Below are 22637 nucleotides of genomic sequence, written 5' to 3'. Positions count from 1 at the left end.
CCCCGCGCCCCTGAAAGCCCAGGCCCTGCGGGCCTGAAAAGCACGGGGCGCAGCCCCTGCTTTTCAGGGGCGCGGGGAACTGCGCGGCCAGCCCCCACCGGAGCCGCACCCGACAATGAACCGAGCCGCCCCCGAGCCCTACTGCTCGGCACCCTCCACAGGCGCCGGCACCGACGCGGCGCCCTTGCGGCGCTTGCGGTGGGTGTAGGCGACCACCGCCTCCCACAGGTCGCGGCGGTCCACCTCGGGCCACGGCTCGTCGGTGAAGTGCAGTTCGGCGTAGTGGGCGTGCCAGGGAAGGAAGTTGGAGGTGCGGATCTCGCCGCTGGTGCGCCACAGGAGGTCCACGTCGGGCAGGGCGTGGTGGGGCAGATGGGCGGCGAAGAGCTGCTCGGAGACCCGGGCGGGGTCGACCTCGCCGGCCACCGCGGCACGGGCCAGCGCCGCGCCCGCGCGGGCCAGTTCGGCACGCCCGCCGTAGTTGACGCAGACGTTGAAGGTGAGGCCGGTGCGGTGGCGGGTGGCATGCTCCTGGGCCCGCAGGACCTCCACCACGTCCTCCGGGAGGCCGTCGGGGGAACCCACCCAGCGCAGACGTACGTCGTGGTCGAGGAGCTCGCCGTCGAGGAGTTCGGCGCGCATGATCGCGAAGAGTTTGGAGACCTCGTCCGGCGACCGCTTCCAGTTCTCGGTGGAGAAGGCGTAGACCGTCAGATGGGCGAGGCCGATCTCCAGGGCGCCCTGGACGACGTCCCGCAGGGCGACCGCGCCGGCCCGGTGGCCCTCGTCACGGGGCAGCCCGAGCCCGGTCGCCCACCGGCCGTTGCCGTCCATGACGATCGCCACGTGCCGCGGGAGATGAGCCTCGGGTATGGCCGGCGGGCGGGCACCGTCGCGGTGCGGGCGCGGCGGCAGCGGCGGTTCGGCGATCCGCGTGGTGCCCGGCCCGGTGCCGTCGGCCAGGGCCGGCGCCGACGCGTCCGGGGTCCCGTCGGCGGACGGTGTCGTACCCGCGCGGGCCCCGGCCGCCGTCCTCGCCGGGGAGTCGCCCGGCGGCAGCGTCAGCCGCCACACCACGGCCGCCCGCGCCCGCGCCGGGCCGAGGATGCGCCATTCGATGTGCCGGGGAACCCGAACCGGCCGGTGCAGGACCGCCGATCCGGCCCGGACGATCGCGTCCAGCTCCGCGCCGAACAGTTCGACCGCGCTGTCGAGCACGATGGCGGGGCCCAGCGGCAGCGTGTTCCGCAGCGCCCGGCGGGAGTTCTCCAGCCATTCCCGGGCCTGGCCCGCGAGATGCGCCACCAGCCGGCGGACGGCGGGGGTCCACTCGCGGGACAGCAGCTCGGCCGGTGTCACGTGGAAGCGGTCGAGGACCTCGGCGGGGAACCAGACCTGCCCGGCGTCGAGGTCCTCGGGAAGGTCGCGGAGCATGTCGGTGAGGAACAGGCCGTCCACGAAGCGGGTGAAGCCCGGAAGGTCGCGCAGGCGCACGGGGACGGGCAGCCCGGACCGGACCAGCATCCGCATCAGCTGTTCGGGCCAGCTGACGTTCTGGGCGTGCGCGCGCTCCCGCCACTCCTGCCAGGTCGCGACACCCTCACGGCCCTCGTCCCGCCCGACCGCGTCCAGGGAGGCCAGCAGATCGCCGAGGTCGAGCCCCCAGTGCCACACCGCGTCGGTCAGCGCGTGCCGGACCGGGTCGTCGCTGGTGCCGCTCGACAGATCCGCCTCCAGCGCGGCCCGCCACTGTTCGAGCCGGCGGGCGCGCTCCCGCCCGGTGCCCTCGGTCGAGTCGACGAGGTCGTCGGCGGCGGCGAGGGCGGCGTACAGGGCCCAGCAGGCGGGGCGTACGGCCGGGGGCATCAGCTGCATCAGGGCGTACTCGGTGGGCCGGGTCGAGCGGACCAGGCGGCGGCACTCCTCGTACGCGGCGTCGAGTGCCGATCGCTCTCGCCCGGACCGGGTGACGGACCGCGTGGTGCTGCGACGCATGGGAAACCCCACATACCTTCGAATGGGACCGATGGGACCGACTCGGGTGACAGCGATCGCCTGCGACTGGCTGCGATCACTTTCCCCCGAGCACTGCCGGAACCGCCGGAACCATTCGAACGCAGTGCACGGCCACGCCTGACTGCGACATTATCAGCCGCATTGTCGCCTCCCGGGCGTGGGTCGGTCCGTGCCGGAGGGGGTTCCTCCGGCACGGACCGGGGCCGTACCCGACCCGGGTCCGGGACCCGTGGGCCCCGGACGCGGGTTATCACAGACGGGGGTCGACCGGCTCCGACTCCAGGGCCAGTACCCCGAACACCGCCTCGTGCACCCGCCACAGCGGCTCACCCTCGGCGAGTCGGTCCAGGGCCTCCAGGCCGAGGGCGTACTCGCGCAGGGCGAGCGACCGCTTGTGGTTGAGGAAACGGCCGCGCAGCCGGTCGAGGTTCTCGGGGCGGGTGTACTCCGGGCCGTAGATGATCCGCAGGTACTCCCGGCCCCGGCACTTGATGCCCGGCTGGACCAGCCTTCCCTGGCCGCCGCGCACCACGGCCTCGACCGGTTTGACGACCATGCCCTCGCCGCCGCGGCCGGTCATCTCCAGCCACCAGTCGATCCCGGCCCGCACCGAGGCCTCGTCGCCGGTGTCGACGAAGAGGCGCCGGGTGGTCTGCAGCAGACCGCTGACGTCGAACTCGACGAGCCGGTCGATGAGGGCCAGCTGCTCGTCGTGCGGCAGGGCGGCGAGGCTGCGGCCCTGGACGGCGAGGATCTGGAAGGGGGCGAGGCGGACACCGTCCAGGCCCTCGGTGGGCCAGCAGTACCGCCGGTAGGCGTCGGTGAACGCGGCCGCGTCGGCGGCCCGCTCACGCTGCTTGCCCAGCAGCTCTCCCACGTCCACGCCACGGGCCGCCGCACCCTCCAGGGCGGCCAGCGCGCCCGGGAAGACGGCGCCGGAGGCGGCCCCGACGGCCGCGTACTGGGTGCGCAGCAGCCCGGACGCCTTCAGCGACCAGGGCATCAGTTCGGCGTCCAGCAGCACCCAGTCGGTGGCCAGGTCCTCCCACAGTCCGGCCGCCGTCACGGCTTCGCGTATCCGGCCGAGGACCAGCTCGGTGCGGGCCTCGTCGTCGAAGAACGGGCGGCCGGTACGGGTGTAGAGGGATCCCGTGGGCCCGTCCACGCCGAAGCGCTCCCGGGCCGCGTCCGCGTCCCGGCAGACCAGGACCACGGCCCGCGAACCCATGTGCTTCTCCTCGCACACGACCCGGGCGACCCCGTCCTCCTTGTACTGCGCGAACGCCTCGGCCGGGTGTTCGAGGAATCCGTCGACGCGCGAGGTGGCCGTCGGGGCCATCGTCGGCGGCAGGTACGGCAGCAGGCGCGGGTCGACCGCGAAGCGGCTCATGACCTCCAGCGCGGCGGCGGCGTTCTCCTCACGGACCGACACCCGGCCCGCGTGCCGGGTCTCGACGACCCGCCGGCCGTACACGTCCGCCAGGTCCAGCGGCCGGCCCTCGTGCCCGCCGGGAGCCTCGGTCGCCAGCGGCCTCGCCGGCTCGTACCAGACACGCTCGGCGGGTACGTCGACGAGTTCGCGCTCCGGCCAGCGCAGCGCGGTGAGCCTGCCGCCGAAGACGGCGCCCGTGTCGAGGCAGATGGTGTTGTTCAGCCAGGTGGCGGTGGGCACCGGGGTGTGGCCGTAGACCACGGCGGCGCGGCCCCGGTAGTCCTCCGCCCACGGGTAGCGCACCGGCAGTCCGAACTCGTCGGTCTCGCCGGTGGTGTCGCCGTACAGCGCGTGGCTGCGCACCCGGCCGGAGGTCCGGCCGTGGTACTTCTCCGGCAGACCGGCGTGGCAGACGACCAGTCGGCCGCCGTCGAGGACGTAGTGGCTGACGAGCCCGTCGATGAACTCCCGGACCTGCTTCGTGAACTCCTCGCTCTCGCTCTCCATCTGCTCGATGGTCTCGGCCAGGCCGTGGGTGTGCTGGACGCCCCGGCCTTTGAGGTAACGGCCGTACTTGTTCTCGTGGTTGCCGGGGACGCACAGGGCGTTGCCCGAGCCGACCATGGACATCACCCGGCGCAGCACGCCCGGGCTGTCCGGGCCCCGGTCGACGAGGTCGCCGACGAAGACGGCCGTACGGCCCTGCGGGTGCACGCCGTCGACGTAGCCCAGCTTGCCGAGCAGCGCCTCCAGTTCGCTCGCGCAGCCGTGGATGTCGCCGACGATGTCGAACGGGCCGGTGAGGTGGGTGAGGTCGTTGAAGCGCTTCTCGGTGACGACCGTGGCGTTCTCGACGTCCTCGACACCGCGCAGGACGTGCACCTTGCGGAAGCCCTCACGCTCCAGGTGCCGCAGGGAGCGGCGGAGTTCGCGGGTGTGGCGCTGGATCACGCGGCGCGGCATGTCGGCGCGGTCGGTGCGGGCCGCGTTGCGCTCGGCGCACACCTCCTCCGGCACGTCGAGCACGATGGCGATCGGCAGGACGTCGTGCGCGCGCGCCAGCTCGATCAGCTGTTTGCGGGACTCCTGCTGCACGCTGGTGGCGTCGACGACCGTGCGGCGGCCGGCCGCGAGGCGCTTGCCCGCGATGTAGTGCAGGACGTCGAAGGCGTCCTTCGTCGCGCTCTGGTCGTTCTCGTCGTCGGAGACGAGGCCGCGGCAGAAGTCGGACGAGATGATCTCGGTGGGCTTGAAGTGCCGCCGGGCGAACGTCGACTTGCCCGAGCCGGAGGCGCCGACCAGCACCACGAGGGAGAGGTCGGTGACGGGCAGGACGCGCCCCGGGATGGTCTGGGAGGTGTTCTCGCTCATGCTGCCTTCGCCTCCTTCTCGCCGGTGTCCTTGCTGTCGCGCCGTGTGAAGACGGCCATCTGGGTGGGCGGCCCCACCTCCGGGTCGTCCGGTCCCACGGGCACGAACGCGGCCTCGTAGCCGTGCCGTTCGGCCACCGTCGTCGCCCATGCGCGGAACTCCTCGCGCGTCCACTCGAAACGGTGGTCGCCGTGCCGGACATGGCCGGCCGGCAGGCTCTCCCAGCGGACGTTGTACTCGACGTTCGGCGTGGTCACGAGGACGGTCCGCGGGCGGGCCGAGCCGAACACCGCGTACTCCAGGGCGGGCAGCCGGGGCAGGTCGAGGTGCTCGACGACCTCCGACAGCACGGCGGCGTCGTACCCCTTGAGCCGCTTGTCGGTGTAGGCGAGGGAACTCTGGAAGAGCTGGACGCGGGCGGCCTGGCGCTCCCCCATGCGGTCGAGCTTGAGGCGGCGGGAGGCGATGGTGAGCGCGCGCATCGACACGTCCGTACCGACGATCTCGGTGTAGCGGACGTCCTTGAGCAGCGCCTGCACCAACTGGCCCTGGCCGCAGCCCAGGTCGAGGACCCGCGCCGCGCCGGACTCCGCGAGCGCGGCGAGGATCGCGTCCCGGCGCTGCACCGCGAGCGGCGTCGGCTTCTCCTCGCCCCCGGCCTCGCCGTCCGCGGCCTCCTCGACGGCGTTGTCGATCGACTCGACCTCGCTGTCGTCGGCCTCCGCGAGCCGTACGAGCTCCAGGCGCTCCATGGCCTGCCGGGTCAGCGACCAGCGGCGGGAGAGGTAGCGGCTGGTGATCAGCTTGTGTTCCGGGTGGGCCGGGAGCCAGCCCTCCCCCGCGCGCAGCAGCTTGTCGACCTCGTCGGAGGACACCCAGTAGTGCTTGGTGTCGTCGAGGACCGGCAGCAGGACGTACAGGTGGCGCAGCGCCTCGGCCAGGGTCAGCGACTCCGACTCCAGCACGAGCCGTACGTAGCGGGAGGCGCCCCACTCCGGGAACTGGGTGTCCAGCGCCACCGGTTCCACGGTGGCCGTCCAGCCGAGCGGTTCGAACAGCGCGACGACGAGGTCCGGGCCGCCGCGCGCGGGCAGCGCCGGTATCTCGACGCGCAACGGGCGGGTCTGCTCCGGGAGTTCGGGCCGGGCCTTGCACTGGCCGCGCACGGCGCTGGAGAAGACGTCGTTGAGCGCGACGGCGAGGAGGGAGGAGGCCGCGTACGGCCGGTCGTTGACGTACTGCGCGAGGGCCGCGTCCGGTGCCCCGCCGCGGCCCTTGCCCTTGCCGCGCCGGACCAGCGCCACCGCGTCCACCTCCAGCAGCAGCGCGGCCGTGCACCGCTCGACGCCCGCCTCGGGGTAGAGGACGTGGGCCTTGCCGTACGAGGTGGAGAACGCCTGCGTCCGATCGGGATGCTTGTGCAGCAGGAAGCCGAGATCGGTCGCTGGGCGCTCTGGGGTGCCGGTGGTACTGATCGTCAGAAACACGGTGGAGTTGCCTCGTGGTGAGTGTCCGGGGCGGATGCCCGCGTCGAGGAGGAGGTGTCTGAACTGCGGATACCTGCGCATCGTCCCGTTTCGGCGCGCGCCCCCAACGTACAGGCAGGGCTCGGGCCCCACTCGGGCATTTTCCGCACGCCACCGCGTGCGTCCGGCCGCGTGCCGACGCGCTCCCGCGCCTCGGGAAGGCGCGGGGACGCATCTTTTCGCTTCCCTACGACAGCTGGGACTGCACCTGACCGGCGATCAGTTCCAGGTGGTCCAGGTCGTCGAGGTCGAGGATCTGGAGGTAGAGGCGCTGGGAACCGATGGCCTGGTAGCGGGAGATCTTGTCGACGACCTCCGCCGGGGAGCCGGCGAGGCCGTTGGCCTTCAGCTCCTCGACCTCGCGGCCGATCGCGGCGGCGCGGCGGGCGACCTCCGCGTCGTCCTTGCCCACGCAGACGACCAGGGCATTGGAGTACACGAGGTCGTCGCCCTTGCGGCCGGCCTCCTCGGCGGCCGCGCGGACCCGGCCGAACTGGCGCTCGCTGTCCTCGATCGAGCCGAACGGCATGTTGAACTCGTCGGCGTAGCGCGCGGCGAGGCGCGGGGTACGGCTCGCGCCGTGACCGCCGACGAGAACCGGCACCTTGGCCTGCGCGGGCTTGGGCAGCGCGGGCGAGTCGGTCAGCTGGTAATGGGTGCCCTCGTAGGAGAACGTCTTGCCGACCTCGGTGGCCCACAGACCGGTGACGATGGCCAGCTGCTCCTCCAGGCGGCCGAACTTCTCCTTGGGGAAGGGAATGCCGTACGCCTTGTGCTCCTCCTCGAACCAGCCCGCGCCCAGGCCGAGTTCGACACGGCCGCCGGACATCTGGTCGATCTGGGCGACCTGGATGGCGAGCACGCCGGGCAGCCGGAAGGTGCCGGCGGTCATCAGGGTGCCGAGGCGGATGCGCCTGGTCTCGCGGGCGAGTCCGGCCAGGGTGACCCAGGCGTCGGTGGGGCCGGGCAGCCCGTCCGAGGACCCCATGCTGAGGTAGTGGTCGGACCGGAAGAAGGCGTCGAAGCCGAGGTCCTCGGTGGCCTTGGCGACGGTGAGGAGGGTGTCGTAGGTCGCCCCCTGCTGGGGCTCGGTGAAGATGCGAAGATCCATGCCTCCATCCTGCATGCTCCGGCCCCGGTCGACGGCACCGGTCCCGTCGGTGCCACCGCGCCACGGTCGGGTGAAATCCGTCGCTCCGGCGCACGGGGTGGGCTCGGCCCAGTGACCGGCGACAACGGTGATCGTTGCTCGGGAGGAGCCGGACCGCCCGGCACCCGTCGCCGGCGGCCGCTGCCGGGACGCCCGCACACGTGCCCCCTCGGGGGGCGAGGGCCGAGGAGGCCGTCACATGTCCCAGGAAGCCGTGCCGGAGCAGGCTGCCGTGCCTGCGCAGCCGAAGGGTCTGCTCCAGCAGATGGAGGAGCTGATGGCTGCCCTGAACGCGGACCTGTCCCAGCTCGACGCGGACCTCTCGGTGCCGCGGGCCGCTGCCGCGGAGGAGAGCGGCGCCGTCTGATCCCTCCCTGAGTCGTGCCACCCGGCGCCCGGCCCCGTCCTCTGCGGCCGGGCGTTCGTCATGTCGCCGTCCGGCGTGGGGCGGTGGACGGCACCGGGCGGGCGAGGGTCATCCGGTGGTCGCGTCCCGTTCCGAGAGGACCTGGTCTCTGACCGCCAGGCGGCGCAGCATCTCCAGGACGCGGTCGCGGGCCTCGTCCGCCGCGTCGATCGCCTCCATGCACTGCCAGTACGTCGCCTCGTCGCCGGCGCCGCTGGCCAGGCCGACGAGGGCGATGCCGACCTCGCCGAGCAGGACGCCGAGCCGCACGAGCGACTCGTGGGCGTCGCCCAACTCGGTGAGCTGGGCGGCGCGTAAGTCGCCCACGCCGAGCGGAGGCGCGCCGAGTATGCCGCAGCCGCTGCCGGCCAGTTCGGTCAACCCGAGTGCCTCGCCGCGCAGTTCGGGTGGTCCCGAGACCGCGAGGCGGCTGCCGATGGCCTGGGCGAGGGCATAGGACTGCCACGCCTCCGCCATGAGCTGAGGTCCCTCGGCGCTGCCCGCCAGTGCTCGCCTGCTCGCCACGATGAGCCGCACCGCATCCATGCGCTGCCCCCGACTGTCCCGACGTGCTCTCACACGTCCGCCTGAACTCCTGCCTGTTCATTACCCACAGTGAGGGTCTCCGAGACGGAAAGCCAGAGGAAGTCTGAAATCTGTGGATAACAAGTCGGCTGTGGAGAACTTTTTGACTCCGGAGAGTGACGACGGTGTGAGGACCCGGCGCCGCCGGCCACCCGTCGGGCACCGCCGAGCACCCGCCGAGCACCGTCAGGGGCGCTCCGGCGCCGGGAATCTCCGCTCGTTGCGGTCGATCTTCGCAGCCAGTGCCGAGAGCGGATCGATGCCGAGCACCTGGCAGAGCTGGAGCAAGTAGGCCAGCACGTCGGCGACTTCGTCCGTGACACGGTGGGCGGACTCGGGGTCCGCCATCACGCGGGCGGACTCCTCCGGCGTCAGCCACTGGAAGATCTCGACGAGTTCGGACGCCTCCACGCTCAGCGCGGAGACCAGGTTCTTCGGGGTGTGGTACCGCTGCCAGTCGCGGGCGGCGGCGAACTCGGCGAGGCGCCGCTGCAGGGTCGCCACGTCGAGTTCGGGTGCGGACTCCCGCGCGGGTTCAGGATCTTTCACGGTTCAGGTCTACCACCGTCACCCCCGGCAGCCCCGCGGCCCAGGAGGCGTCGCTCACCGTGCCGGCCAGCCGGATGTGCCCTCGTTCGCACATCCGGGCCGCCAGTCGCACCAGTTCCAGGGCCTGCCTCGGATCGAGGGACCGGTCGAAGCCGTCGGCGAGGACCGTGAGCGTCTGCAGTGCCGCCGGCACCTCCGCGACCGGGTCGACCTCCAGGACGCCGGGCCCGGTGAACAGCACCAGGGCCAGCGCCAGATACCTCAACTCCCCGTCGCCGAGCAGGCCCAAAGCCGTCCGCACCCCGTCACCCCGGTCCAGCACGGCCCGTACCGCGCCGTCGCGCAGCGGCTCGGCCAGCAGGTCCAGCACCGGTCCCGCGCAGCCGTCGCGCACGGCCCCGACGAGCAGCGCGTGCCGTCGGCCGCACTCCGTGCGCGTGCGCCACAGCACGTCGGCGAGGTTGTCGCAGCCACGCAGCAGACGTCCCGAGCCGAGCGGTACGGCGGCCCGCATCCGGCCGGGGCGCGGATCGCAGGCGTAGACCGAGCGGAGGGCGACGACCGTCTGCTCGGCGGCGGCGAGGACCTGGCGCTGGCCGTCCGTCTTACCGGCCACGCGCAGCGGGAGCAGTGCGGTGCCGAGGCGGTCGTCGGGGAGGGGGCCGCGGGTGACCGGGGACGTACCGGCGGTGTGCCAGGAGGCCTGGACGACGGGGCGGCCCGGGTCGACGAGCGCCGTCTGCAGCAGGGTGAGGCCGCCGGACGTCAACCGCTCACCCACGATGCGGAGTTCGGGCTCGGCCTGCACGGCGACGTCGAGGTGTACGGGGCCTTCGGGGCCGTCTGTCGTGCAGCCGATGCGGAATCCGCGCCGCCGCTGGGTGTCGGGCCGGGCCCGTTCGGGGACGCAGCCGAGCGGGTCGGGAAAGGCCTCGTCGAGGCGGGCGCCGCCGCCGAGTCTCGCCAGCGCCTCGTAGGCCCGCAGCGCGGTGGTCTTGCCGCTGCCGCTGCGTCCCGCGAGGAGGGTCAGTGGACCCAGCGGCAGGAAGGCGCCCCGGTGCCCGGCGAAGGCGGAGAGCCGCAACTCGATGACGCTCGGCCGCTCCGGACGCGCCCCGGCGTCCGCACCGGGGAGCATCGGCGACAGGGATGACACGGTCATATGCGGACAGTAGGGGCCCGCTCCCCAGGCAAACCGTTCCGCCGAGTGGATCTTCCTACGATCGAGGGAGCGCCCTCATCGGGGGGAGGGCGCCCCGCACTCCTCGGGAGCGCCCCGATCGGATCGTGAGCGGCGGCGTCGGCCCCGAGCGCCCCACGCCGCACTTCTCAGACCCCCGGAACCCCCGCCCCCTCCATCAGCCCCCGCACCTCGGTTCCGCGTGGGGTGAGAAGGAACACGTTCCGGTCCACGCGGTGCATTCCACTGGCGAGGCCGAAAACCACCCCTGTGCTGAAATCCAGTACGCGCTTGGCGGTGTCGGCCTCCGCTCCCGACAGATCCAGCAGCACCGGAATGCCCGCCATCAGCGTTTCCGCCACGTCACGGGCGTCCGCGAACACGTTGACGCGCAGCACCACGAAGCGGCGACGGGCCTCGGTCTCGGCTTCCGGTATGGTCCGGTGGCCGACCGCGGACGGCCAGGCGTCCCGGCCCCGCAACGGCACGACCTGGGCGAGCCCCTCCCACTGCTCGTCGGTGACATCGTGGCTGTTCACCCTGTTCACCGGCCTTCCCCCTGGCTCGCACTGAATGACTGCATCAGCCAATTCTTACGCATGGTCACCCGTTCGGCCCAACACGACACGGACCGCCACGCCTCCTTCCGGGACAACGGCCGGAACGCGCCCTCACAACCCCTTGCGCGGCCGTGTGTGGCGGGCGTAACGCCTCATGATCAGGTCATGTGACACAGGCGTAACGGGCAATTCGTACGATCGAGCCTGCCGGGCCGCGCCCCGGAGCTGAGCGGAAGCCAACCTTCCGCCGTACCTGAGAAGCAACCGGTCCGCCGTACCGGACAGCGACGGCGGACCGGTTCGGACGACCGACCGGAAACCCCGGACGCCGACAGAGAGGGGCCGCCCGTGGCCGCACAGGGCCCGCAGAGCACCACGACCCAGGTGCGGACCGTGTGCTCGTACTGCGGTGTCGGCTGCGGCATGCTCCTGGACGTCGGGATGGGCCCCGACGGCCGGCGGACGGTTCTGAAGGCGTCCGGCGACAAGTCCCACCCGGCGAACTTCGGTCGCCTGTGCACCAAGGGCGCCACCACGGCCGACATGCTGGCCGCGCCGGGCCGCCTCACCACCGCCCTCGTCCGCGACGACCGGGGTGAGGAGCCGGTCCCCGCGCCCGTCTCCGACGCGATCGCCGAGACCGCCCGGCGGCTGCGCGCGATCATCGACGAGCACGGACCCGACGCGTTCGCCTTCTACGTCTCCGGCCAGATGAGCCTCGAAGCGCAGTACCTGGCGAACAAGCTGGCCAAGGGCTTCATCCGCACCAACCAGATCGAGTCCAACTCCCGGCTGTGCATGGCGAGCGCCGGCACGGGCTACAAGCTGTCGCTCGGCGCCGACGGGCCGCCCGGCTCGTACGAGGACCTCGACCGGGCGGACGTCTTCCTCGTCATCGGTTCGAACATGGCGGACTGCCATCCGATCCTGTTCCTGCGCATGATGGACCGGGTCAAGGCGGGCGCCAAGCTGATCGTCGTCGACCCGCGCCGCACGGCGACGGCCGAGAAGGCCGATCTCTTCCTGCGGATACGCCCGGGGACCGATCTGGCCCTGCTCAACGGACTTCTCCATCTGCTGCACGCGGACGGGCACACCGACCCCGACTTCATCGCCGCCCACACCGAGGGCTGGGAGGCGATGCCCGGCTTCCTCGCCGACTACGCGCCGGACGCCGTCTCCGCCGTCACCGGCATCCCGGCGGACGACATCCGCGAGGCGGCCCGGCTCATCGGCGAGGCCGCCGAGTGGACGAGCTGCTGGACCATGGGGCTCAACCAGTCCACGCACGGCACCTGGAACACCAACGCGCTCGTCAACCTGCATCTGGCGACCGGCGCGATCTGCCGTCCGGGCAGCGGCCCGTTCTCCCTCACCGGACAGCCCAACGCCATGGGCGGGCGCGAGATGGGCTACATGGGGCCGGGGCTGCCGGGGCAGCGGTCCGTGCTGGTGGACGAGGAGCGGGCGTTCGTCGAGGAGCTGTGGGAACTGGCCCCGGACAGCCTGCGCGCGGACGGTGTCGGCAAGGGCACGGTCGAGATGTTCCAGAAGATGGCCGACGGGGAGATCAAGGCCTGCTGGATCATCTGCACCAACCCGGTCGCCTCGGTCGCCAACCGCAGGACCGTGATCGAGGGCCTGGAGGCCGCCGAGTTCGTCGTCACCCAGGACGTCTTCGCCGACACCGAGACCAACGCGTACGCCGATGTCGTCCTGCCCGGCGCCCTGTGGACGGAGTCCGAGGGCGTCCTCGTCAACAGCGAGCGCAACCTCACGCTCGCCGCCCCGGCCGCCGACCCGCCGGGCGAGGCGATGGCCGACTGGCGGATCATCGCGGCCGTGGCGCGGGAGATGGGATTCGAGAAGGGGTTCTCCTACGACACCGCCGAACAGGTCTTCGAGGAGATCAGGCGGGCGTGGAACCCGAAGACCGGGTGGGATCTGCGCGGGGTGAGCTATGAGCGGCTGCGGTCGGGGTCCGTGCAGTGGCCGGCGGCCGAGGAGGACGGGCCGGCGCGCAACCCGATCCGGTACGCCGGGGCCGGGGCGGACGGGGAGCTCCTCTTCCCCACACCCAGCGGACGGGCCGTGTTCCATGCCCGGCCGCACCTGCCGGCCGCCGAGATGCCGGACGACGACTACCCGTTCGTGCTCAACACCGGGCGGCTGCAGCACCAGTGGCACACGCTGACGAAGACGGGCAGGGTCGCCAAGCTCAACAAGCTGAACCCCGGGCCGTTCGTGGAGGTGCATCCGCAGGACGCGGATGCGCTGGGCCTGCGGGACGGGGACTCCGTGGAGGTCGCCTCGCGGCGGGGGCGTGCCGTGCTCCCGGCGGTGGTGTCGGACCGGGTGATGCCCGGGTGCGTGTTCGCGCCGTTCCACTGGAACGACCTGTTCGGGGAGTATCTGAGCATCAACGCGGTGACGAGCGACGCGGTGGATCCGCTGTCGTTCCAGCCGGAGTTGAAGGTGTGCGCGGTGTCGCTGGCGAAGGTGGCCGCGCCGGTACGGACTCCGGAAACCCTGGCTGTTCCGGCCGGGACGACCGCTCCGCCTGCTCCGGCCCTTCCGACCGCGGTGACCGTTCCGGGGACCGTGACCGCGGCGCCGTCGGTGACGGTTCCGGCGGCGGTCGCCCCCGGCGCCGAGGTCTTCGGTCTCGAACCCTCGCCCCCGCCCGTGCTCTCCGCCCAGGAGCGCCAGTACCTCACGGGCTTCCTCGCCGGGCTCGGGTCCGGGGTGCGGGGGGTGCCCGTGCTGCCGGCGGACGCGCCGTTCAGCCCCGCGCACGCGATGTGGGTGAACGGGGTGCTCGCCGGGATGTACTCGCGGTCGGCGGACCCGGGACCCGCGCCGGCGGCCGTCACCGCCGGGCGTGAGGTCGTCGTGCTGTGGGCCTCGCAGACCGGGACGGCCGAGGAGTTCGCGGTGGCGGCCGCCGAGCATCTGGGAGCCGCGGGACACCGGGCCACGCTGGTCGGGATGGACGAGGCCGAGCCGGAGCGACTGCCGGTCGGGGCCGACCTGTTGCTGATCACCAGCACCTTCGGGGACGGCGACGCGCCCGACAACGGCTCCGGGTTCTGGGACGCGCTGTCCCACCGGGAGGCCCCCCGCCTGGACGGCGTGCGCTACGCCGTGCTGGCCTTCGGCGACTCCTCCTACGACGACTTCTGCGGGCACGGCCGCCGCCTCGACGCCCGGCTCGACGAGCTGGGCGCGGTGCGCCTGGCCCCGCGCACGGACTGCGAGCCGGACTACGAACCGTCGGCGGACGCCTGGCTGGGCCAGGTCATTACCGCGCTCGGCACCGAGGCGGACGGGAACGGGGGTGCGCCCGGGACCCGGCAGCCGCACACCGCCACGGCCACGCCCGTCGCTCCAGGCACAGCCACAGGCGCGGACGCGGCCACGGGCACAGCCGTCACCGTCGCCGCGCAGCCCTCCGCACCCGCGCCCCTCCGTTCCACCAGGCCCGCGCCCGCAGCCGCCCGGCTGGTCGGCAACCGGCTGCTCAGCCTGCCCGGGGCAGGCAAGGAGGTACGCCGCTTCACCTTCGACACCAGCGGGACGGGCCTGTCGTACGAGGCGGGCGACGCGCTCGGGGTCCGGCCGGTCAACTCCCCCGGTCTGGTGGCGGAATGGCTGGCGGTGACCGGTCTGGACGGCTCGGCTCCGGTGGAGGTCCCCGGCGCGGGCGAGCTGCCCTTCGCCGAGGCCCTGCACCGGCATCTCGACATCACCCGGATCACCCCGGACCTGCTCCGCTTCGTCTCCGAACGGACGCGGGACAACCGGGAGTTGAAGAAGCTGATGCGCCCGGACAACAAGGACGGTCTCGCCCAGTGGTCCTGGGGCCGACAGGCCGTGGACGTGGTGGCCGAGTTCGCCGTGCGGGCCGGCGCGCGCGATTGGGCCGGCGTCTTCAAACGGCTCCAGCCCCGGCTGTACTCGATCTCGTCGAGCCCGCTCGTCGACCCGCACCACATCTCGCTGACGGTGTCGGTCGTGCGCTACGAGAACCTGAGCGGGCGCCCGCGCGGCGGGGTCTGCTCACCCTTCCTCGCGGACGGCGAGGCGGATCTGGACGTGCCGGTCTTCGTGCAGCGCTCGCCGCACTTCCGGCCGCCCACCGACCCGGCGACCCCCATGATCATGGTCGGTCCGGGTACCGGAGTCGCCCCCTTCATCGGCTTCCTCCAGGAGCGGCGGGCCCTCGGCCACCGGGCGCCCAACTGGCTCTTCTTCGGGGAGCAGCACCGGGCGACGGACTTCTACTACCAGGAGGAACTGGCGGACCTTCAGGAGTCGGGCGTGCTCGGCAGGCTGGACACCGCCTTCTCCCGCGACCAGCGCGCCAAGGTCTATGTCCAGGACCGTATGTGCGAGCACGGGCCCGAGCTGTGGCACTGGCTCCAGGACGGCGCCCGCTTCTACGTCTGCGGCGACGCCTCCCGTATGGCGAAGGACGTCGACCGGGCCCTGCGGGACGTCGCGGTCACCCATGGCGGGATGAGCGAGGACGAGGCCGCCGCGTACGTGAAGCAACTCGCGACGGAGAAGCGGTACGTCCGGGACGTGTACTGAGCCCCCTCAGAACGACTTTGCCATCTCTTTACAACGTGTCCCATCGCTGTCTCGTCTCTCCGCTCGATATGTGACGCCGCCGCGTGCCGGTGACCGGTCCGGGCGGCACACGAGGCCGTCGCCCCCGTCGAACCCGACGGCGGGCACGGCCCGTCGAGCCCGACGAGAGAGAGCGACCCATGCGCCGAACCGTCCTCAGTGCCACGGCACTCGTCTTCACCGCCGTGCTGGCGACCGCGCCGTCCGCGTTCGCCGACGACACGAGCCCGACCGTCGTCCCGCGGGAGGCCTCCGCCGCACCGAGCGCGGCGCCGAGCACCGCACCGACCGTGGTCCCGTCCGCACCGGCCGACGAGTCCCCGCGCCCGGCCGAACCCACCAAGGCCCCTGACGACGGCGACGCGAGCCCGGTGCCGAGCCAGGTCTCCGTCGTTCCCAGCGGCGCGCCGGACACCGGTGAGGCGGCCGGGTCGGACGGCTCCGGCGGCGCGGGCGTGCTGGCCGGCGCGGGCGCCACCGCGGTGCTCGTCGGCGGGGGCGCGGCCGTCGTGGTCCTGCGCCGCCGCCGGGCGAACGGGGCGTGACCTTGTTCTCCAGGCGCGCCTTCGCCGCCGCGGCGACGGCCTCGCTGCTCGTGGGCTGCGACGGCGGGCGGACCGGCCACGCCAGGACCGGGCCCTCCACGGGCGACGCGTCCTCGTCGCCCCCTGCCTCTCCGTCCCCCGCCGGCGCCGTACGCCCCCTCGGCCGCTCGGTCCCGGTCAGACTGCTGATACCGGGCATCGGGGTGGACACCCCGGTCATCCGGCTGGGGCTGGCGCCGGACGGCACGGTGGAGGTGCCGCCGATCACGGCGCACGACCGGGCGGGCTGGTACGAGCACTCACCGACACCGGGACAGACCGGCCCGTCGGTGATCCTGGGCCATGTCACGGTCGGCGGCTACGGCGACGGGGTCTTCCGCCGTCTGGCCCGGCTGCGGCGGGGCGAACGGATCGAGGCGCGCCTGGAGAACGGCACGGCACCGGAGTTCACCGTGGACTCCGTGACGACGGTCGCCAAGGCCGACTTCCCGGCGGAGGACGTCTACGGGAACGTGGACCGTCCCGCACTGCGTCTGGTCACCTGCGGGGGCCCGCGCACGGGGGACGAGTACCGCGACAACGTGATCGTCTTCGCCACGCTGAGCCGCGCGGCGCGGTGACCCACAGCCCGCCCCTCGAAGCGGCAACCGACGTATCCGCGCTGCCGCCTGCCGCACCACCACGACCATGGAGAGCGTTGAAACGGTCCCGCGAGAAGGCCGCGTCCGAGCTGTTCGCCGCCCTCTACCCGCGCCTGGCCGGCTGGTGCCGTCGGCTGGTCGACGACGACGAGACGGCCCACGAGATCGCGTCGGAGGCGTTCACGCGGCTCTGGGCCCGCTGGACGTCCGTGGCGGAGCCGCACGGCTTCCTCTACGTCACCGCGGCCAACCTCGTGCGGGACCACTGGCGCAAGCTGGAACGCGAACGCAGGGCGATGCACCGGGCCACCGCGGAGGCCTCGGTGCGCCGGCCGGCCGGCCATGCCGAACCGTCCGACCCCTCGGTCCGGCTGCTGGTGCAGTCGCTGCCCGAACGGCTGCGCGTGCCGATCCTGTTGCACTACTACGCTGACATGCCGATCCGGGAGGTGTCCGTGCTCACCGGACGCAAGGAAGGAACCGTCAAGGCCGACCTCCACGCGGCCCGCGAACTGCTCCGCGCCCACCTGAGGAGAAGCCTTGACCACACGCCCTGACGAGGGCCCGGGCCTCGAACCCGACGACGACCCGCTCACCGTCATCCTGCGTCCCCCCGCCGACCGTCTCGGGCCGCCCCCCGGCCACTTCGAGACCGTCCGCCGCGCGGCCGCCCGGCGCCGCCTGGTCCGGGCCGCGGCCGGCGCCGCCGCCACCTGCGCGGCCGTCGCCCTTCTCGCCCTGCCCCTGCACTTCGCCGGGAAAGACGCCCCCGACTCCCCCTCGGTCCCCCTGGCCCCGCCGCCCGCGACCGGCAGCCCCTCCCCCGTTCCGTCGGATTCCGTCCCGCCCGACACCCCCGCGCCCTCCGACGAAAGCCCGAGCCCGGTCCCCTCGACATCGCCGGCCAGGACCGGTGCCGGCACCGTCGCGCCGTCGGCGACCCCGTCCGAGGCCGTCGAACGCTCGGTCCCGCCCACCGGGACGGGTGCCGGCACCGTCGCGCCGTCGGCGACTCCGGCCCGGCCTTCCGAAGCCTCGGCCAGGCTCGGCACACCCGGGGCGCACTGAGCGCCGCGCCGTCGTCGCGGACACGCCCCAAGGCCGTGTCCGGTTGTGCGCCGGTCGTACGCGGCCGCATGGGGGCGTGCTCGGAACGCGCTCGGAACGGTCGGCGATCGCCTCGGCGTACGGCGAACCAGTCGAAGAACATGGTGCCCGAGAGGGTCACGGCGGCCGAACGGTCCGGTGCCGCACGGAGTGACGCCTCGCCGGCTGCGAATCGGTGCGTACGGGACACCGACACGATCAGGTCGCGCACCTCGTCATCAAGATCGATCACATCGGCCGCCTCAGGCACCACAGTCGGTTCGCCGAATGCCGTGAACACCGGAAAGGCGACGCCGAACTGGACGCCGCACAAGCCGCGTCCGAGGACTCCGTGAGGCTCCCGAATCACCCGGTGGCGTAAAGACATCCATACGCGACCACCGTTGGTTGTTTCAGCCCCAAAGCTTGAACACAAATTACGCACATCCCCTCTTCAAGACTGGCCCCGATGGTCTAGATTGACCGTGCTTCAGGTGTTCGGACACGAGGCGACCGTTAATGATCTATAGGTCCGACGTCGGGGAATGCCGGTTTTCGCGTCCCCCGCGCCGGGCGTGGGGATGATCATTTGCGAGCCCGGGAGGGGGCTACGGGTGCCGGGAGCACCCCGGATTCCGAGGGTTCACGCGCGCCCCGAAATCCGGAAAGGCATGGGCGCGGGAGGCGGGGGCCTCCCGGAGGGGAAACAGCGCGACGCGGGGGCGGGGGTCTCCCGAAGGGAGGGACAGTACGGGGGGCGGGGGCCTCCCGGGGCGCGGAAACAGTGTGCGGCGAACACGTCGAACCACTGGGAACCTTGGGGGGTTCTGTGCGGCAAGGGGAATTGGTCAGCCCGTTTCCGTCGGCGCGGGGGCGTCTGGCGGACGGGGCCATCAGCCGGAGCACGATCGAGTGGGAGCAGCGGTACCGACGTACCGTGATCACCAGCGACACCGTGGCCACGGCCATCGTGGTGGCGGCGATCGGCAATTTCTTCGGGGCCCGGGACGCGGCCAACTGGCACGAGAAGTGGGGCATTCTTGCATTCGGCACCGAAATTCTGGTGCTGGGTGCGCTCGCGGTGAGCCGGTCCTGGGCTCCCGCCGTACTCGGCCAGGGTGCCGAGGAATTCCGTCGGCTCGGACGCTCGCTGTTCACGGCGACCGTCGTACTGGCGCTGGGCGGAATCGCTCTCACCTCGCGCAACATCAAATTGTGGATCTTCGTCGCGATTCCCGCGATCGCGCTGGTGACCATGACCGTGCGGTATCTGCTGCGCCTTTCGCTGCACAGACAGCGGAAGGAAGGCCACTGTCTGAGACCGGTGCTCGCCGCCGGGAGCCCGGCGACCGTGCGCGATCTGATCGCCCGCACCCGCAAGTTCCCCCACCTCGGCTGGCGGGTGGACGCGGTGTGCACCACGGACGGACTCGGGTTCGGCGGTGAGTATCTGGACGGAGTGCCGGTCGTCGGCCGGCTGGCGGACGTCGCGGGCCATGTCCGTCGCGACGGCTACCGCGTCGTCGCGGTCACCCCGGACCCGCACTGGTCTCCGCACCGGCTGCAGCGCCTCGCCTGGAACCTGGAGGGCAGCGACGCCGAGATGGTCGTGGCCCCCGTGCTGATGGAGGTGGCCGGCCCCCGGCTGCACGTGGACGCGGTGCTCGGGATCCCGCTGCTGCGGGTCAGCATGCCGGCCTTCACCGGTGGCCGCCGGGCGGTCAAAGAGGTCGTCGACCGCATAGGCGCAACGATTCTGCTGTTGCTGTTCGCACCGCTGATGGCCCTCCTCGCCCTGGTCGTGCTGGTGGACAGCCGGGGTGGCGCGTTCTACCGCCAGCGCAGGGTCGGCAAGGACGGCCGCGAGTTCACCATTCTCAAGTTCCGCACCATGGTCGCCGGCGCGCACGGGGTGCGCGACGCGCTGGCCGACCGCAACGAGGGCGCCGGCCCGCTGTTCAAGCTCCGCCGGGATCCGCGGGTGACCCGGGTGGGGGCGGTGCTGCGCCGGTACTCGCTCGACGAACTCCCCCAGCTCCTCAACGTGCTGACCGGATCGATGTCGCTCGTCGGTCCGCGGCCCCCGCTGCCGGAGGAGTCCGCCGCGTACGGCCCGGACATCCGGCGGCGGCTGCTGGTCAAGCCCGGCCTCACCGGTCTGTGGCAGATCAGCGGACGCAGCGACCTGTCCTGGGAGGAGGCGGTGCGGCTGGACCTGCGGTACGTGGAGGACTGGTCGCTCGCCCTGGACAGCGTGATCCTCTGGAAGACGCTGCGCGCGGTGATCCACGGGCAGGGGGCCTACTGATGTGCCGGGTACTGCAACTCGACCGTGCCGCCGACGCGCGGACCGCAGGCCGTGGGGGCCTGCCTGGGGGGAGGAACGGGTCATGAGAGTCAGCGTGTTCGGGCTCGGCTACGTGGGCTGTGTGTCGGCCGCGTGCCTGGCCAGCATGGGGCACGAGGTCGTCGGGGTGGACGTGAACCAGGTGAAGGTGGACCTGGTCAACGGCGGCAAGGCCCCGGTGGTGGAGGAGCGGATCGGCGAGCTGATCGCCGAGGTCGTGCGGACCGGGGCGCTGCGCGCCACCGCCGACGTCCGCGAGGCGATCACGGACAGCGAGGTGTCGCTGGTCTGCGTGGGCACGCCCTCGGAGCCCAACGGCAGCCTGTGCACCACCTACTTGGAACGGGTCACCGAGGAGATCGGCGCCGCGCTCGCCGAGCGGGGCGGGCGGCACACGGTCGTGTTCCGCAGCACCATGCTCCCGGGCACCTGTCTGAACCTGCTGGTGCCGATCCTGGAGAAGTACGTCGGCGGCACCGCCGGGGTGGACGTCGGGGTCGCGGTCAACCCGGAGTTCCTGCGCGAGGGCACGAGCGTACGGGACTTCTTCGACCCGCCCAAGACCGTCGTCGGCGAGCTGGACCCGGCGAGCGGCGACGCGGTGCTGGCGCTGTACGACGGCCTGCCCGGCGAGGTGTTCCGGGTGCCGGTCCCGACGGCCGAGGCGATCAAGTACGCGGACAACGCGTTCCACGGCCTCAAGATCGGCTTCGCGAACGAACTGGGCGCGGTGTGCCAGGCCCTCGGGGTCGACTCGCACCAGGTGATGGACGTGTTCCTGGCCGACCGCAAACTGAACATCAGCCCCGCCTACCTGCGGCCCGGCTTCGCCTTCGGCGGCTCGTGCCTGCCCAAGGACCTGCGCAGCCTGGTGCACGCGGCCCAGCGCGCCGACGTCTCGGTGCCCATCCTGTCCCATGTGCTGCCCTCCAACGCCGACCATCTGCAGCGCGCGGTGGAAATGGTCGAGCGCACCGGAAAGCGCCGGGCCGGACTGTTCGGGCTGTCCTTCAAGCCCGGCACCGACGACCTCCGCGAGAGCCCGCTCGTCGAACTGGCGGAGAGGCTGTTCGGCAAGGGGTACGACCTGAAGATCTACGACGCCAACGTGAGCCTGTCCCGGCTGCTCGGCGCGAACCGCGAGTACATCGAGACCCGGCTGCCGCATCTCGCGCAGCTGCTCGCGGACTCCGTCGACGAGGTGCTCGAACACGCCGAGGTGCTCCTGGTCGGGACCAGGGACCCGGAGGTGCTGTCGGCACTGCCCCACGGCGACGGCCATGTGATCGTCGATCTCGTCCACCTTCCCGACGCCGACGCGCGCCGGGCCGAACCGGGGTACTTGGGCCTTGCCTGGTGACACGACGCGTGACGGCCGGCCGGACCGGCGTGCGCTGATCCTGGTGGAGAACCTGTCGGTGCCGTTCGACCGGCGGGTGTGGCAGGAGTGCACGACGCTGCGCGACGCGGGCTGGACGGTGCACGTCATCTGCCCGCGGGGGACCAAGCGGGACACCGAGCCGGAGGCGGAGATCGACGGGGTGCGGATCCACCGCTATCCGTTGCGCGCGGCCACCGGCGGCCCGTCCGGCTATCTGCGGGAGTACGGCTCGGCGTTGTGGCACACGGTCCGGCTGGCCCGCAAGGTCGGCCCGGTCGACGTGGTCCACGCCTGCAACCCGCCGGACCTGCTGTTCCTGCCGGCCCTGTGGATGAAGCGGCGCGGCGCGCGTTTCGTCTTCGACCAGCACGACCTGGTGCCCGAGCTGTACCTGTCGCGGTTCGACCGCGGCGAGGACCTGCTGTACCGCGCCGTCTGCGCGCTGGAACGGCGGACCTACCGGGCCGCGGACGTCGTGCTCGCCACGAACGAGAGCTACCGGGACGTCGCCGTGCGCCGCGGCGGCAAGCGGCCCGACGACGTCTTCGTGGTGCGCAGCGCGCCCGACACCGACCGGTTCCACCCCGTGCCGCCCGAGCCGGAGTTGAAGCGCGGCAAGCCCCATCTGCTGTGCTACCTCGGCGTCATGGGCCCGCAGGACGGCGTCGACTACGCCCTGCGGGCGCTGGCGAAGCTGCGCGACGAGGTCGGACGGACCGACTGGCACGCGGTGTTCGTCGGCGCCGGCGACACCTTCGACGCGATGGTGGAGCTGTCCCGGCGGCTCGGACTCGCGGAGCAGGTGCAGTTCACCGGCCGTATCCCGGACGCCGACCTGGCGCGCTACCTGTCCACCGCGGACGTGTGCCTCTCCCCCGACCCGCACAATCCGCTCAACGACGTGTCGACCATGAACAAGGTCCTGGAGTACATGGTCATGGGCCGGCCGATCGTCTCGTTCGACCTCCGGGAGGCGCGGGTCTCCGCCGGTGAGGCGGCCGTCTACGCGCCGGCCAACGACGAGTCGGCCTTCGCCGGGCTCATCGCGCGGCTCATGGACGATCCGGAGCAGCGGGCCCAGATGGGCAAGATCGGCCAGGAGCGGATCGGCGGGGCGCTCTCCTGGCGCAACTCCCAGCGGTCGCTGCTCGCCGCGTACGCCGCCGCCTGCGGCGACCCCTCCCCCATCCCGGCGAGCGACACGGGCGGGGCGAGCGGCACGCGCGAGGT

Annotated in this window: 17 protein-coding genes; 9 read left to right on the top strand and 8 right to left on the bottom strand. The window is 72.4% G+C overall.

The window, feature by feature from the left end; all coding sequences use genetic code 11:
• Positions 1 to 138: 138 nt before the first annotated feature.
• The 4 genes from uppS to ACWCRJ_RS10620 all read right to left on the bottom strand — a co-directional run bounded on the left by uppS (position 139) and on the right by ACWCRJ_RS10620 (position 7456).
• The gene (gene uppS / locus ACWCRJ_RS10635) at positions 139 to 1995 is read right to left on the bottom strand and encodes a polyprenyl diphosphate synthase (RefSeq protein WP_450938910.1); all 1857 of its coding nucleotides are present in this window, start codon (positions 1993 to 1995) and stop codon (positions 139 to 141) included.
• A gap of 271 nt (positions 1996 to 2266) precedes the next feature.
• A complete protein-coding gene (locus ACWCRJ_RS10630) occupies positions 2267 to 4819 on the bottom strand; it encodes a polynucleotide kinase-phosphatase (protein ID WP_450938909.1) in 2553 nt (850 codons plus the stop codon).
• On the bottom strand, positions 4816 to 6306 hold the full coding sequence (locus ACWCRJ_RS10625) for a 3' terminal RNA ribose 2'-O-methyltransferase Hen1 (RefSeq protein ID WP_450938924.1): 1491 nt from the start codon (positions 6304 to 6306) through the stop codon (positions 4816 to 4818). Before ACWCRJ_RS10625 ends, ACWCRJ_RS10630 begins: the two co-directional genes overlap by 4 nt.
• A gap of 226 nt (positions 6307 to 6532) precedes the next feature.
• Complete coding sequence (locus ACWCRJ_RS10620; RefSeq protein ID WP_450938908.1) at positions 6533 to 7456, bottom strand: LLM class F420-dependent oxidoreductase; 924 nt, start codon at positions 7454 to 7456, stop codon at positions 6533 to 6535.
• Positions 7457 to 7694: 238 nt separating this feature from the next.
• On the opposite strand from ACWCRJ_RS10620, the gene ACWCRJ_RS10615 reads away from it, so the two are divergent.
• Positions 7695 to 7862: a hypothetical protein gene (locus ACWCRJ_RS10615; protein WP_167358658.1), complete on the top strand. Its 168-nt coding sequence runs from the start codon at positions 7695 to 7697 to the stop codon at positions 7860 to 7862.
• Positions 7863 to 7970: 108 nt separating this feature from the next.
• On the opposite strand, the gene ACWCRJ_RS10610 is transcribed toward ACWCRJ_RS10615, so the two are convergent.
• The 4 genes from ACWCRJ_RS10610 to ACWCRJ_RS10595 all read right to left on the bottom strand — a co-directional run bounded on the left by ACWCRJ_RS10610 (position 7971) and on the right by ACWCRJ_RS10595 (position 10754).
• A complete protein-coding gene (locus ACWCRJ_RS10610; protein ID WP_046919079.1) occupies positions 7971 to 8447 on the bottom strand; it encodes a DUF6099 family protein in 477 nt (158 codons plus the stop codon).
• Between the two features lie 225 nt (positions 8448 to 8672).
• A complete protein-coding gene (locus ACWCRJ_RS10605; RefSeq protein WP_450938907.1) occupies positions 8673 to 9035 on the bottom strand; it encodes a nucleotide pyrophosphohydrolase in 363 nt (120 codons plus the stop codon).
• A complete protein-coding gene (locus tag ACWCRJ_RS10600; protein WP_450938906.1) occupies positions 9022 to 10197 on the bottom strand; it encodes an ATP-binding protein in 1176 nt (391 codons plus the stop codon). The genes ACWCRJ_RS10605 and ACWCRJ_RS10600 overlap by 14 nt, the downstream gene beginning before the upstream one ends.
• Positions 10198 to 10364: 167 nt before the next feature.
• Positions 10365 to 10754, bottom strand: a complete 390-nt coding sequence (locus ACWCRJ_RS10595) for a cell division protein SepF (protein ID WP_013000139.1) — start codon at positions 10752 to 10754, stop codon at positions 10365 to 10367.
• A 369-nt stretch (positions 10755 to 11123) separates the two neighbouring features.
• Between ACWCRJ_RS10595 and ACWCRJ_RS10590 the strand changes: the two genes are divergently transcribed.
• The 8 genes from ACWCRJ_RS10590 to ACWCRJ_RS10555 form a co-directional block, all read left to right on the top strand.
• The gene (locus ACWCRJ_RS10590; RefSeq protein WP_450938905.1) at positions 11124 to 15368 is read left to right on the top strand and encodes a molybdopterin-dependent oxidoreductase; all 4245 of its coding nucleotides are present in this window, start codon (positions 11124 to 11126) and stop codon (positions 15366 to 15368) included.
• A gap of 179 nt (positions 15369 to 15547) precedes the next feature.
• Positions 15548 to 15952, top strand: coding sequence for a sortase-dependent protein (locus ACWCRJ_RS10585; protein ID WP_450938904.1), 405 nt, complete (start codon positions 15548 to 15550; stop codon positions 15950 to 15952).
• The gene (locus ACWCRJ_RS10580) at positions 15949 to 16572 is read left to right on the top strand and encodes a class F sortase (protein WP_450938903.1); all 624 of its coding nucleotides are present in this window, start codon (positions 15949 to 15951) and stop codon (positions 16570 to 16572) included. The genes ACWCRJ_RS10585 and ACWCRJ_RS10580 overlap by 4 nt, the downstream gene beginning before the upstream one ends.
• 77 nt (positions 16573 to 16649) lie before the next feature.
• Positions 16650 to 17150 carry an RNA polymerase sigma factor gene (locus ACWCRJ_RS10575; RefSeq protein ID WP_005481770.1) on the top strand — a complete coding sequence of 167 codons (501 nt, stop codon included), beginning with the start codon at positions 16650 to 16652 and terminating at the stop codon, positions 17148 to 17150.
• On the top strand, positions 17134 to 17661 hold the full coding sequence (locus ACWCRJ_RS10570) for a hypothetical protein (protein WP_450938902.1): 528 nt from the start codon (positions 17134 to 17136) through the stop codon (positions 17659 to 17661). Before ACWCRJ_RS10575 ends, ACWCRJ_RS10570 begins: the two co-directional genes overlap by 17 nt.
• Before the next feature lie 847 nt (positions 17662 to 18508).
• Positions 18509 to 19987, top strand: a complete 1479-nt coding sequence (locus ACWCRJ_RS10565) for a sugar transferase (protein ID WP_450938901.1) — start codon at positions 18509 to 18511, stop codon at positions 19985 to 19987.
• Positions 19988 to 20069: 82 nt separating this feature from the next.
• Positions 20070 to 21386, top strand: coding sequence for a nucleotide sugar dehydrogenase (locus ACWCRJ_RS10560; protein WP_450938900.1), 1317 nt, complete (start codon positions 20070 to 20072; stop codon positions 21384 to 21386).
• The coding region (locus tag ACWCRJ_RS10555) for a glycosyltransferase family 4 protein (RefSeq protein ID WP_450938899.1) at positions 21376 to 22637 on the top strand (1262 nt) is incomplete at its 3' end. The genes ACWCRJ_RS10560 and ACWCRJ_RS10555, both read left to right, overlap by 11 nt.

It is taken from the genome of Streptomyces sp. NPDC002324, assembly GCF_053593335.1.
This window is presented reverse-complemented; position numbering and strand designations above follow the sequence as displayed.